Below are 12,266 nucleotides of genomic sequence, written 5' to 3'. Positions count from 1 at the left end.
TAGTTATCCATCGAAAAAAGCGTTCGTGATCCTGTAGAGGAGGAGAGAACGCTTTTTCGATAGAAGAGATAGGTTGTACTCTTGGGCTTTTAACAATTGAATTACGAGGCGATAGTAGAATCTGAATGAGAAGCCATCGTAGGATGGAATTCTTTCTCCGATTTGGAAACCACTACAGTAGCAACACCGTTACCAATTAAATTAGTGACAGCCCGCGCTTCAGACATGAACCGGTCTACACCTATTAATAATGCGATTCCTTCAACTGGAATCATAGGAAAAGCAGCTAGAGTGGCAGCAAGTGTAATTAAACCAGAGCCTGTAACACCGGCAGCACCTTTTGAAGTGAGCATCAGCACAGCCAATAGAGTAATTTCCTGCCAGATTGTAAGGTCGATACCATAAGCTTGCGCAATGAAGATGGCTCCCATTGACAGGTATATGGAGGTTCCGTCAAGGTTAAAGGAATACCCGGTTGGGACCACTAGACCTACTACGGATTTGGAGCAACCATACGCTTCAAGCTTGCGCATCATGCCGGGTAGGGCAGATTCTGAAGAAGAGGTACCAACAACCAATAAAATTTCTTCCTTAATATAACGGATAAAGGAGAAGATATTAAATTTGTAGGCTTTTGCGATAAGACCTAATACTACGATGATAAAACAGCACATGGTTAGGTAAACAGAGCTCATCAGAAGGCCTAGGTTAATCAAAGATTTGATACCAAAATTACCGATTGTGTAGGCCATTGCTCCAAATGCTGCGATTGGAGAGAGGCGCATGATCATGTTAACAACGCCGAAGAATCCTTGTGCCAGCTTCTCGAATAACTGTAGAACGGGCTTCGCCTGCGACCCCATTGCCGTTAATGAAATGCCGAACAGAACCGCAAAGAATAAAATAGGAAGTAATTCGCCTTTTGCCATAGCACCTACTACATTGTCTGGAACGATATTAATAAGGAAGTCTAAAAAGCTACCACTTTCCGTTGCAGACGAGGTGTATTTTGAAATATCTGTGCTAGCAGCTTTTGATGTATCAATGCCCACGCCTGGCTTTATGATGTTAACGACAAAAATTCCGATCGTAAGTGCTAGTGTTGTTACAATTTCAAAGTAGAGCAAGGCCTTTCCGCCTATTCTGCCTACCTTTTTCATGTCTCCCATACCAGCAATACCATGAACGATTGTGAAAAATACAATGGGGGGAATAACCATCTTGATCATTTTAATAAAGACGTCTGCTAGGACTTTTAGTTTCGCTCCAAATTCGGGGAAGATAAAACCAACTATAATACCTAAAATTACACCCGTAATAACCTGGAACGTTAAATTTTTCAATATTTTCATGGATAGTTCACTTCCTTTGTTTGTAAGCGCTTTTATTTATCTGAATTTATTGTAAAAGCTTTTGGGAAGTTATAAAAGAATATGGTCTTATTGTTCTTTTTGGTTTTTTTGGTCATGAACAAATCAAGTTGTTTCGACGATAAGTAAACCATAATGGGTTAGTAAGCTGACCTTGAGGCTCATCGCTCTGGATTATTGAATTTTACCGATATTAAAATGTTAGACCAAAAAGTGATTCTCTTAGAAAATGCTGCTGTTACCGTAAAACGAGCCACTTTAAAAGGAACAATCGGCACAGAGCCAATGGAAGGGGAAATGTGTTATTCAGGAGAGTTAGATTTTAAACATTATAAATTTATATATAATATGGAAGTTTATGGCTGTACAGACAGCAACTCCTCCCATTATAATCAACTGTTGTATAGAGGCGATGTTCAGGTAAGCAATAAAGTGGCAGCATGTAACCATCAAATGATCATATGTATAGAAAAGGTTCGAGCTGTCGAACCATTCTTCTTCCTTCGCAGAAAGTAACGGATTTGGAAACAAAAGCTCAGCTAGTAGTACCAAAAGAGGTTTGGAGGAAGTTTTTATCGAAAAGGGCGATAGATAGGACACCAATAAAGCTGGAAAAGGAAGGATTAGGAGGATCACCATGAATCAAACAAAAAAAGTGGTTTCTAAGGTAGCAGCCATCGCGCTCGTGTCGATGGGCATAGCAGGATGTTCCTCCTCAGAGTCTGGGCCATCGTTACCAGAGGATCGTAATTGTGGCTCGTGGGATTATGACGGGGATGACGATGTATACAAGTGTTCAGATAGGAGCTCGTCTTATCATGGTAGCTACTATCATGCAGGCTCCTATTACAGTAATAAAAACCAGCTCTATGAGAGCAGCTCATATAAAAGCTACAGGAATAGCTCCAGCTTTAAAAGCTCATCTCGAAGCGGATTTGGTAGTGGGTCTCATTCTTCGGGTGGCTGAAGCTAGTCCAAAAGAGTGTTCCTTAGAGCAAGCAATAAGGATATAACATACAGGAGTGATGCATTCATGTCTTTAGTCATAAATTTTTTAAGCTATGCTGGCACAGCTTTTGCCATGATGCTAATTGGATTCATTTTATTTGTTGTCAGTACTACAAGAGTAAAAGAGTTTCAATTAATTGCAAATAATAATCAGGCAGCCGCATTGACCCTTGGTGGAAAAATGCTTGGTCTTGCGTATGTACTCGGTTCCGCTGTGGCCAATTCCGTCTCCTTGGTGGATATGGTGATTTGGAGCGGAGTTGGAATCGTAGCTCAAATCATTTTCTCTTATCTAGCTGAACTCATTACGATTCGATTTAGCATTCGGGAAGCAATAGAAAAGAATAATACGGCTGTCGGAATCCTTTTAATGATGCTATCGTTATCAATTGGCTGGATAGTAGGGCAATGCTTGACCTATTAGGCTGATACGAAAAAAGTTGTCGAAGCGAATCAGCTTTTGCGCTTTCCCGGGTGATGAATTTCCCAGAATAAAAAATTCATACGGGAAAGCGTAAAATGCTCGAAATGCTACACCACATAAATGACGTAGACACCGCGATCTTCATCAAGTTCGGTAGAATCCACCTCGAAATGTCCTAGCTCTGGGATATGGATATAATCCTTCAACAAATAACGGACCACATCCATATGATGACGGACGGTTATGTGGCTTAGAAGCTCTGTATCGCCAGCGGCTAGCAGTCTCCGAAACTCAATGAGAACCCCTTTATTCTTGTTAAACAGCTCGTCGTGAAAGTATTCTGCACTTCCTTGGTATTCATAAATGAGGATTTCTCTATTTTCCTCCATCTCATTCGAAAGAAGCTGATATTGCTTCCCATCTTTAACGAGATAATGGCATAAGTGACGAGCTAAAATACCATCCTCTCCAATTTCTGTAGAATGGTATTCGGCAAAGGCAGTGAATTCATCTTCCTTTTGTTTGATATAACACGTACACGTATGGATATAAATCACCCTTTCATCTGATAGATTGATTATGACATACGCTCTTACGATAGAAAAGGATGCGACTCTCCTTCATGAATCATAAAGAGAAAAGAAAGCAATTTTATCAGCAGATCCCACAATATTGGGCAGATTTATATGGTCAGGAGTATAGCTTATACGACATGCATCTGGTGACAGAGCAAGAAGCCTCTACCATTCGAAAAACGACTAATCGGGTAGGACATTTATTCTTTAAAACAGCAGAGTTAATGCGTCAGCTAGATGATGATCTACTGCTTTCGTTAGGCTTTCCTGCTAGCTCCTTGCGTTTTTTGCGTATTCACCACATCAATATAGAGAGTGTTATTGCAAGGTTAGATCTCGTGCAGGTCGATAAACGATATGTAGTCCTCGAAATCAATAGTGACACGCCCACATTTTTGAAGGAATTATTCTTTGTAAATGAGCGGATTTGTAAGGAATTTGGCTATAAAAACCCGAATGAAGGGGAGGAAAACAGGCTCAAGCAGGCTGTTCAAGCTGCGATTTTTATGAGCCTTGAGGGCATGGTGCCAAGCTATGTAGAGACGCCGCATATCGTATTTACCTCGCATGCTGATAACCCGGAAGATCGGTATACAGCAGAGTATTTACGTGAAATGACACCGTTACCTAGCCGTTATATACCTCTTCATGAACTACAAATCGTCGAGGGAAAGGGGTTATATGATGCTGAAGGCCAACGCATTGATCTTTTATACCGTCAAACATACCCCATTGAGCAAATGCTAGCTGATTATGATCCGATTACCAAAGAACCCGTGGGTGAGATGCTCCTTGAATTAGTAGCTCTTCGTAAGCTGGCTATACTTAACCCAATCTCAGCATTTTTGTTGCAAAGCAAAGCGATTCAGGTTGTTATTTGGGGCTTGCATGAGGAGCAGCATCCTTTTTATTCAACTGAGGAACACGCATGGATTGCCGAGCACTTTTTACCCACTTATTTAGAGCCTGATCTTTTCCGAGAACAAGGAGTAGCTTATGTACAAAAGCCTGCCTTTGGAAGAGAGGGGGATACCGTGCAGATTATGAAGGATGATGCCATTCTCCATGAAGATAGTAACAAATCATATGCCGACTTTTTATCTGTTTATCAGAAATATGTACCGCTTCCAACTACTTATGTCCAGACCGTTGAAAAAATCGTCAAGGGACACCTCATGGTTGGAAGCTTTCTTATCAATGGTCAGGCCTCTGCCTTTGGCTATCGTTTAGGCGGGCCTATCACAGATAATATGGCGTATTTTCTCCCTTGCGGCTATAAGTAATAAGCTCTTATTTTTTTGCCTTCAAGTCAACTATCTTTTGCATGAGTTCCTTACCGATGAATGGTTCAAATTGCTTGTATATGGGCTGGAGTGTAGCGATCCAAGCTTCTTTTTGTGCAGGTGTCAGCGTTTGAATATAAACGTCCTTTTTTCGGCGTAATAAAGCTAATTGCTGTCTGTTCATCTCAATTGCTCGCTGCCGGTTCCACGCTGTTGTTTCTGCTAAAGCTTCTGTTAACAGATCTCGGGTTTGTGGTTCAAGCTCTTCCCAAAAGTCTTTATTTACAATGACCGCATAACCCAAATATCCATGGTTACTGATAGTGATATAAGGCTGTACTTGGTCCAGATGCTTCGTAAAAATGTTCGAAATCGTATTTTCTTGTCCATTGACATAACCCGACTCAATATTACGATAGACCTCTGTGAAGGGCATGACTACGGTATTAGCCCCTAACAGCTTAAATTGGCTTTCAAGGACTTTACTGGGTAAAATGCGAAAGGTATGTCCAGTAAAATCAGCAGGGCGAAGCAAGGGATGCTGATTGCTGCTTACCTGTTTAAAGCCATTACTCCAAAAGGCCAAGCCATGCATGTTTTTTTGCTCTAGTGTTTGAAACAGGAGACGACCAATCTCACCATCAAAGACTTGATGAATGGAATCCTGATCGGGATAAGCAAACGGCAAATCTAGTGCAAGCCACTGCGGTATCACATTAGACAGATTAGAAAAAGCCGGGGCGATCATCTGAATGTCACCCTTGGCTAAAGCTTCAAATTCATCCTTGTCTGAGTAGAGAATACCATTTGGGAATACTTGGACCTCAACCTGATCGTTTGTTTTCTCTTTGACTAATTGAGCAAATTTCTCAGCGGCTAAGCCCTTCGGAGTATTTTCTGCTACTACATGACTAAATTTTATGATAACTCGATGCTTTAGTCCGCTTTGTTCCTCGTCAAGAGGTTTTATTCCAGGAATTAATTCTGTACGAAAACCAATGAACAAAGCCGTTAAAAGCCCGATCAGGATAAAGGAAAAAATACCGACAACTGATTTCAAACAATTCACCTGCTTTCTTAGTTGAAGAATCCGTCAATCTATTTCAAAATAGAAACAATAAAGATGATAGCGGAAGGATTGTGAAGATTCTGCTCAAAAACCTACAACTTCATTGGAAAATTACGATTCTCTCCTTTGGTATTGTACTATTTTCTCTCTTGATTGGGGGAATTATTATTATCGGAAAAATGTCAATGGAGATAGAGTCAGAGTTAGGACAGCGGTTGTTGGTTACTGCGCGTACCGTTGCTGAAATACCTGCGATAGCAGAAAATATCGTAAAACCAGATGGCTGGAAGTCGATTCAATCAACAACGAAACGCATCCAGATTGTAAATGATGTGAGCTATATTGTTGTATTGTCGATGAACCGAATTCGTTTATCGGATGTAATGGAAGAGCGAATTGGCACAGCCTTTACCGGGAAAGAAGCCGGGCCAGCCTTTGCGGAACACACCTTTGTGCATAAGGTAAAAGGGGAACTTGGGGTGGCTTTACGGGCTTACGTACCTGTTATGAATGCGGAGCACCGTCAGATTGGGGTAGTGATGACAGGACATATGCTGCCTACTTTATATGAAATGCTGGCGAATCAAAAAGAGAGCATCACCATCACGTTGTTTCTATCTCTCTTGTTTGGCGTAATAGGCTCATGGCAGTTAGCTCGGCATATGAAAAAGCAACTGTTAAATCTAGAACCCCAGGAAATTGCCCGGTTACTAATTGAACGCACTGCAACCTTTCAAGCGATGCATGAAGGTGTGATTGCGATTGATAACGCTTTAACGATTACGATTTTTAATGAGCACGCCAAGCGAATCTTTCGTGTTTCAGGTGATGTGATCGGTAAAAAAATTAATGATGTAATCCCCGATTCCAGACTGCCGGAAATTTTACGTTTAGATCAGCCAATCTATAATCAGGAATTGCAAATGCAGCATGCCGTCATTTGGTCCAATCGTGTCCCGATTAAGGTAAATAATAAAACAGTAGGGGCACTTGCAATCTTTCAGGATCGCACAGAATTTGCCAAAATTGCTGAGGAATTAACGGGAGTGAAAGCGTTTGTAGAAGCACTGCGGGTACAAAACCATGAGCATCGCAATAAAATGCATACCATCGCAGGCTTACTCCAATTAAATCAAGCAGAGAAAGCCTTGCAGTACGTTTTTGATGTTTCCGAAAAACATGAGGAGCTAAGCAGCTTCCTGACTGAAAATATTTATGACGATAATCTTTCAGGTTTATTACTCAGTAAAGTGGGTCGAGGCAAAGAACTGGGCATACAGGTGGAAATCGACCGGAAAAGTAGATTCTATGCATTTCCAAACAGGATGGATCACCATGATTTTGTGCTGATCATTGGTAATCTAGTTGAAAATGCTTTTGACGCTTTAACCATGTCAAAGAGGGAAGACAAGCACTTATTTATCAGCATACACCAAGACGAGGAAAGCTTATCATTTATGGTAGAAGACAATGGAACTGGAATGGATGCCAGTACCGAAGCACGCGTGTTTGAGCGAGGTTTTACAACCAAATACGAGCATAATCAGGGATTAGGACTATATTTGGTAAAAACGCTAGTTACAAAAGGGCGTGGGGAAATTTCGGTTGACTCTGAACCGGGATATGGAACTACCTTTTTCATTCAGCTTCCCATGAAAGGAGAGAAATGAGTATGTTTCGTGTCGTTATTATCGAGGACGATCCGATGGTCCAGGAATTGCATCGCTTGTTTATCCAACAGGTGGAAGGATTTACGGTAATAGGAGTGGCTTCTAATGGATTGGAAGGACTTTCTATGATTCAAGAGCTACAGCCGGATTTGGCCATCATGGATATTTTCATGCCCTCCCAAAATGGTATTGAGACATTAAAACAATTGCGTAGTGGCGATAATCCAGTAGAGATAATCGTAATTACTGCCGCTAAAGACATGGAGACTATCCAAACCATGATGCGTCACGGAGCTTTTGATTATATTATGAAACCGTTTAAATTTGAACGAATAAAGCAAGCACTTGATAATTTCAGTAAATATGCGAAGCAGACAGGCGAACACGCCACAATGTCACAATCCGAACTAGATTCTCTCTTATTTGGGCAACCCGCTAAACAAGAGCATCAGCAGCAGGAATTACCAAAAGGCTTACATTCGATCACCATGCATCAAATTAAACAATTCATGGTTGAACAAAAGCAGTCCATGTCGGCTGAGGAGGTAGCTGAGCATGTGGGGCTTGCCCGAGTTACAGCTAGGCGTTATCTCGAATACTTGGAACGTACACAGATAGTGGAGCGTGATGTTCAATATGGTGGAGTTGGCAGGCCTGTTAATCGCTATTTAATCAAAAAATAGGTAAAAGCTTGTATCTTGCATGAGCTATAATGAAACATATTTATTTTCGTCTTTATCGCTTGTAAATATTTTTTTTGGTACAATATAAAATTATGTGCGAACTTATGCTATGATATACAAATTACACAAATTATTGCAAAGGAGAATTAGGTAGCAATGGATATTATTCAAGAGCTAGAAAGCAGAGGGCTGATCTACCAAACAACAGATAAAGAAGAACTAACAAAGCGTCTTCAACAAGGTAAGCTCACACTGTATACGGGCTTTGACCCAACTGCTGATAGCTTACATATTGGGCACCTTCTTCCCATTCTAACCTTACGCCGCTTTCAGCAGGCAGGTCATCAGCCAATCGCCCTAGTAGGTGGGGGGACAGGTATGATTGGCGATCCAAGCGGTCGTTCTACAGAGCGTTCATTAAACACAGCAGATGTTGTAAAAGGCTATTCCGACAAGCTAAAAAACCAATTGGAGCGTTTTTTAGATTTTGATCGTGAGGGTAATCCAGCGATCATGGCTAATAACTATGATTGGCTAGGGCAGCTAACCCTAATTGAATTCCTTCGTGATATTGGAAAACATTTTTCGATTAACTATATGCTCGCTAAGGATTCTGTAAGTGCTCGTTTGGAAAACGGAATCTCTTTCACTGAGTTTAGCTATATGATTATGCAGGCATACGATTTCTGGAAATTAAACCAAACCCATAACTGTGAATTGCAAATGGGTGGTAGTGATCAGTGGGGAAATATCACTGCTGGTACAGAATTCATTCGACGTGCGAACCAAGATAATGAAAATCAGACGGAAGCGAAAAAAGTATTTGGCTTGACGCTGCCATTGGTTCTTAAAAGTGATGGTACAAAGTTTGGTAAAACAGCGGGTGGAGCAGTATGGTTAGATGCTAGCAAAACCTCTCCATATAAATTCTATCAGTTCTGGTTAAACACGGATGATCGTGATGTTGTGAAGTTCTTAAAATACTTTACGTTCTTAAGCATGGAAGAGTTGAATGCGTTAGAAAATGCAGTAGCAACTGAACCGGAAAAACGGGAAGCGCAACGTACTCTAGCTCGTGAAGTAACAAGTCTGGTTCATGGGGAAGCAGCAATGAAACGTGCAGAAGAAATTTCTGTTGCTCTGTTTAATGGGGGACTAAAAGAACTAACGCCATCTGAAATTGCTGATAGCTTCAGCGATGTGCCATCTACTACTCTAGAGGATGGAGAGCTAACAATGGTAGATGTACTAGTTCAAGTAGGTGCAGCTAAATCAAAACGTGAATCCCGCGAATATCTGAACAACAATGCTATCACGGTAAATGATGTTCGTTTCACTGATTTAGAAACCAAGCTGGCCGATATTGAGCTTCTAGGCGGTCAGTACCTGGTAATTCGCCGCGGGAAGAAAAACTACTACCTTGTTGAGTACAAAGGATAAGTATTTTTTTAAAATATCCTTACTGGGAATAGAAAAGGGTTGTTGTTATCATGACGACAGCCCTTTTTCTTACATAAAGGAAGAGATTGGCTAAGATCAATTTTCTTATGTCAAATAGTGTTTACCTAGTAAAATGCGAGTAAAACTCGTGCTAGTTTTTACACAATAAAAAAGCTTGGTAAGAGGAGTTGCTCTCACCAAGCCTTTGTTTTATTTCTATAGCTTAGAAGCTCTCATTGATGACGAGATCACTAAGAGGCAAGCGACCAGTAGCATGTGCAGGAGTACTTGCTTTTCCCAATGTTAGCATCATGACCGGGTAATAACGATCCGGAATATTGCATTCCTTCACAATACCATCACGGTCAATTCCCCCCATTGGGCACGTATCATAGCCTTTTGCTTTTGCTGCAAGCATTAATTGCATGGAAGCAAGAGAGGCATTTAAAATAGCTTCCTTCATGCCAATTTCAGAGTTGCTTGCATAAGCACCTTCTACTTGATTTACCATGATATCAAACACTTGCTGGTTAATTAGACCTTCTTCTAAAGCTTTTCCGTAGATATCGCGTACAGCTAGATTTGCTTTAACATCACCTAGAACGATAATTACCGCAGATGCATCTACGACTTGTTGCTGATTGTAAGCAAGTGGGAGCAGCTTCTCTTTTTTCTCTTGATTTGTAACTACTAGGAAACGCCAATGTTGCAGGTTCCAAGAGGAAGGAGCAGATGCAGCTAGTTCCAAAATTTCATCAAGCTCGGAACGAGGAATTTCTACTCCAGTCTCGTATTTGCGTACACTATGACGTGCTTTCATAACCTCAACAAGTGTTTCGAATGTAGCAGTATTCATAGGGAAATCTCTCCAATCATTAAATGAAGTAGCATAACTGTAACATAAATCGAAGTTACTTACAATAATATAGTGTGCTATGCATGATTTATTCATGTTTATTGAAGCTGCTGGTTATATTCTAACCAAAATGTGTATAAAGTAAATGGTGCGATTAGAACTGAGTCATTCAGGGATATTTTGTTTTTACGAGAATATTTAGGAAAAAAGCCCTATTTATCATATAGGTATATATAAAATCAGTAAGAATAAAGTTATATTTTTGAAAAGTAGAATAACAAAGTCTAATTTGTAGCGTCTAGTATATAGGAGAACAGAACATATCACTATAAATGAGGGATTGCTTGGATCAAGTAGGATGGATAACGCTTAATTTAACTCAAAAGAAACAGACACATGGTTCTAATTCAAGGGGAAATTGAGGTGAACGTTTGTTGACAAAGAAAAAATGGATACAGGCGCTTTCGGGTATGCTACTACTTACATGTCTTACTCCTTACCCTAATGTACAAGGGGGAGACACACACCAAGGCTTACAAGAAACTTACTCAGAACAGCGTACAACTCAATATAATTTACAGAAAAAACAAATAATGTTCTCCAATCAGGATCGTTATTGGATCGAACGGATACAATCTAAACCAGGCGTAAAGCAAATCAAGCAAAAAATTTCCCTGTTTATTCCCGGAACGCAAGGGGAATTCCGCTATCTTACAAGTAATGGGGCCAAAACGAAATGGACGAAAGCATCTTTACAGGGAAACTTACCTGTACATACCGGGTATATCAAGACAGATCAGTATTCGATCATTTTAAGTAAACCACATATTTATATACCACGGACACATAATTCAATTGAGATTGTACCTAAAAATATGAATCAAATTAAAATGATTGCGAAAAAGACATATGGTGGTTTTAACGTGAGTATTGAAATGCCAGTGGAATCTCATATGTTTGGAGAAGTGTGGGCATTAGAATCGTTTCAACCATTAATTGACTGGGATGCACTAAATATGGAGCTTATCTGGAAAAGTATTGATTTTGAAGATCGGTTACGCTGGAGCTGGGATGGTTTTTACGATCGAACACCCACTACATATGTTCCAACAGGTCCCAATTATTTCTGGCGCAATCCCGATAACTATTTTGCTACTTCTTTTGTGATTACGCGAGGAAGTAGGGCAGCGCATGATCTTGGCTGGATGATGCTTCACACTATTTTGCCAAATCAAAATGCACAAGGATTTTGGCCATCAGCTCCTAAATCAACATGGTTATGGAATGATTACCAAGTAGATGCTGGGTTTTATGATACACGATTTAATACGGATATTGCCTATTTGTTATTGAAAGCGTATCAATCTTATCATGATGAACGATTATTACAAGCAAGTATGCGGTATGCGGAGTTTCTCTTACAGCATAGCCAGCAAAATCATTTTCTAATTGAAAGAAATGGTCAAGTAGGGATATTGGTAAGTGATTATTCCCATGAAAAGCCACATAAATTAACTCATAGCTCCTTGAACCATCAATTACAGGAGATGAATTATCTGTATGAGTTATACATGCAAACAAAAGACGAGCGATTCAAAGAGCTTGCAGATAAAATGCTGTGGGGAATTAAATTAACGCGGGATGCTTGGGTGATGCCAAATTCTAACTTACATTATGCATATATGCCTGATGGTACGATGGGACTTAAAGATTATCCATTCCTGACGTATAATGATCTGCATGCCGTTCAAAGTGTTCTAATGCTTATACAAGGCTGGGAAGATCCCGACTTAGCTTATTTAATGCAAATGAAAAAGCAATGGATGGATGCAAATAACGTGACAGGTTATAGAAAATAGGTAAGCGTCTGCAAGTTGCATAAGCAAGA

General features: G+C 40.3%; 12 protein-coding genes. 8 read left to right on the top strand and 4 right to left on the bottom strand.

The genetic code is table 11. The features are described 5' to 3' along the window. Positions 1-101: 101 nt before the first annotated feature. A complete protein-coding gene (locus O0550_RS11020; RefSeq protein WP_003337191.1) occupies positions 102-1,352 on the bottom strand; it encodes a dicarboxylate/amino acid:cation symporter in 1,251 nt (416 codons plus the stop codon). A gap of 195 nt (positions 1,353-1,547) precedes the next feature. Here O0550_RS11020 and O0550_RS11015 point away from each other — a divergent pair, with 195 nt between their 5' ends. The 3 genes from O0550_RS11015 to O0550_RS11005 all read left to right on the top strand — a co-directional run bounded on the left by O0550_RS11015 (position 1,548) and on the right by O0550_RS11005 (position 2,802). Next, positions 1,548-1,886, top strand: coding sequence for a hypothetical protein (locus O0550_RS11015; protein WP_258426308.1), 339 nt, complete (start codon positions 1,548-1,550; stop codon positions 1,884-1,886). 236 nt (positions 1,887-2,122) lie between these two features. After that, positions 2,123-2,383: a hypothetical protein gene (locus O0550_RS11010; RefSeq protein ID WP_258426307.1), complete on the top strand. Its 261-nt coding sequence runs from the start codon at positions 2,123-2,125 to the stop codon at positions 2,381-2,383. A 20-nt stretch (positions 2,384-2,403) separates the two neighbouring features. After that, entirely contained in the window at positions 2,404-2,802 is a 399-nt protein-coding gene (locus O0550_RS11005; RefSeq protein ID WP_096887537.1) for a DUF350 domain-containing protein, read from the top strand. Between the two features lie 107 nt (positions 2,803-2,909). Here the strand turns inward: O0550_RS11005 and O0550_RS11000 are convergent, their stop codons facing one another. Then, positions 2,910-3,359 (bottom strand): hypothetical protein, encoded by a 450-nt coding sequence (locus O0550_RS11000; protein ID WP_022584886.1) that lies wholly within the window; start codon positions 3,357-3,359, stop codon positions 2,910-2,912. Between the two features lie 65 nt (positions 3,360-3,424). On the opposite strand from O0550_RS11000, the gene O0550_RS10995 reads away from it, so the two are divergent. Next, a complete protein-coding gene (locus O0550_RS10995; RefSeq protein ID WP_258426306.1) occupies positions 3,425-4,660 on the top strand; it encodes a glutathionylspermidine synthase family protein in 1,236 nt (411 codons plus the stop codon). Between the two features lie 7 nt (positions 4,661-4,667). Here the strand turns inward: O0550_RS10995 and O0550_RS10990 are convergent, their stop codons facing one another. Further along, the gene (locus O0550_RS10990; RefSeq protein ID WP_096887535.1) at positions 4,668-5,720 is read right to left on the bottom strand and encodes a DctP family TRAP transporter solute-binding subunit; all 1,053 of its coding nucleotides are present in this window, start codon (positions 5,718-5,720) and stop codon (positions 4,668-4,670) included. Positions 5,721-5,800: 80 nt separating this feature from the next. Here O0550_RS10990 and O0550_RS10985 point away from each other — a divergent pair, with 80 nt between their 5' ends. The 3 genes from O0550_RS10985 (at position 5,801) to tyrS (ending at position 9,522) form a co-directional block, all read left to right on the top strand. Further along, positions 5,801-7,399 (top strand): ATP-binding protein, encoded by a 1,599-nt coding sequence (locus O0550_RS10985; RefSeq protein ID WP_258426305.1) that lies wholly within the window; start codon positions 5,801-5,803, stop codon positions 7,397-7,399. Positions 7,400-7,401: 2 nt separating this feature from the next. Then, positions 7,402-8,082 carry a response regulator gene (locus tag O0550_RS10980; protein ID WP_003344897.1) on the top strand — a complete coding sequence of 227 codons (681 nt, stop codon included), beginning with the start codon at positions 7,402-7,404 and terminating at the stop codon, positions 8,080-8,082. 156 nt (positions 8,083-8,238) lie between these two features. Then, on the top strand, positions 8,239-9,522 hold the full coding sequence (tyrS, locus tag O0550_RS10975; protein WP_003337201.1) for a tyrosine--tRNA ligase: 1,284 nt from the start codon (positions 8,239-8,241) through the stop codon (positions 9,520-9,522). A gap of 223 nt (positions 9,523-9,745) precedes the next feature. Here tyrS and O0550_RS10970 read toward each other — a convergent pair whose 3' ends face one another. Further along, on the bottom strand, positions 9,746-10,378 hold the full coding sequence (locus tag O0550_RS10970; RefSeq protein ID WP_003344898.1) for a nitroreductase family protein: 633 nt from the start codon (positions 10,376-10,378) through the stop codon (positions 9,746-9,748). A 434-nt stretch (positions 10,379-10,812) separates the two neighbouring features. Between O0550_RS10970 and O0550_RS10965 the strand changes: the two genes are divergently transcribed. Continuing rightward, the gene (locus O0550_RS10965; protein WP_233882744.1) at positions 10,813-12,237 is read left to right on the top strand and encodes a hypothetical protein; all 1,425 of its coding nucleotides are present in this window, start codon (positions 10,813-10,815) and stop codon (positions 12,235-12,237) included. Positions 12,238-12,266 lie beyond the last annotated feature (29 nt).

The organism is Brevibacillus halotolerans, from assembly GCF_026891775.1.
GTDB classification, from domain to species: domain Bacteria; phylum Bacillota; class Bacilli; order Brevibacillales; family Brevibacillaceae; genus Brevibacillus_B; species Brevibacillus_B halotolerans.
This window is presented reverse-complemented; position numbering and strand designations above follow the sequence as displayed.

Bases quoted from the DNA above. Each gene is read 5' to 3' on its own strand.
- O0550_RS11005 (WP_096887537.1), top strand. From the start codon at position 2,404: ATGTCTTTAGTCATAAATTTTTTAAGCTATGCTGGCACAGCTTTTGCC.
- O0550_RS10995 (WP_258426306.1), top strand. From the start codon at position 3,425: ATGAATCATAAAGAGAAAAGAAAGCAATTTTATCAGCAGATCCCACAA.
- tyrS (WP_003337201.1), top strand. From the start codon at position 8,239: ATGGATATTATTCAAGAGCTAGAAAGCAGAGGGCTGATCTACCAAACA.
- O0550_RS11020 (WP_003337191.1), bottom strand. From the start codon at position 1,352: ATGAAAATATTGAAAAATTTAACGTTCCAGGTTATTACGGGTGTAATT.
- O0550_RS10980 (WP_003344897.1), top strand. From the start codon at position 7,402: ATGTTTCGTGTCGTTATTATCGAGGACGATCCGATGGTCCAGGAATTG.
- O0550_RS10970 (WP_003344898.1), bottom strand. From the start codon at position 10,378: ATGAATACTGCTACATTCGAAACACTTGTTGAGGTTATGAAAGCACGT.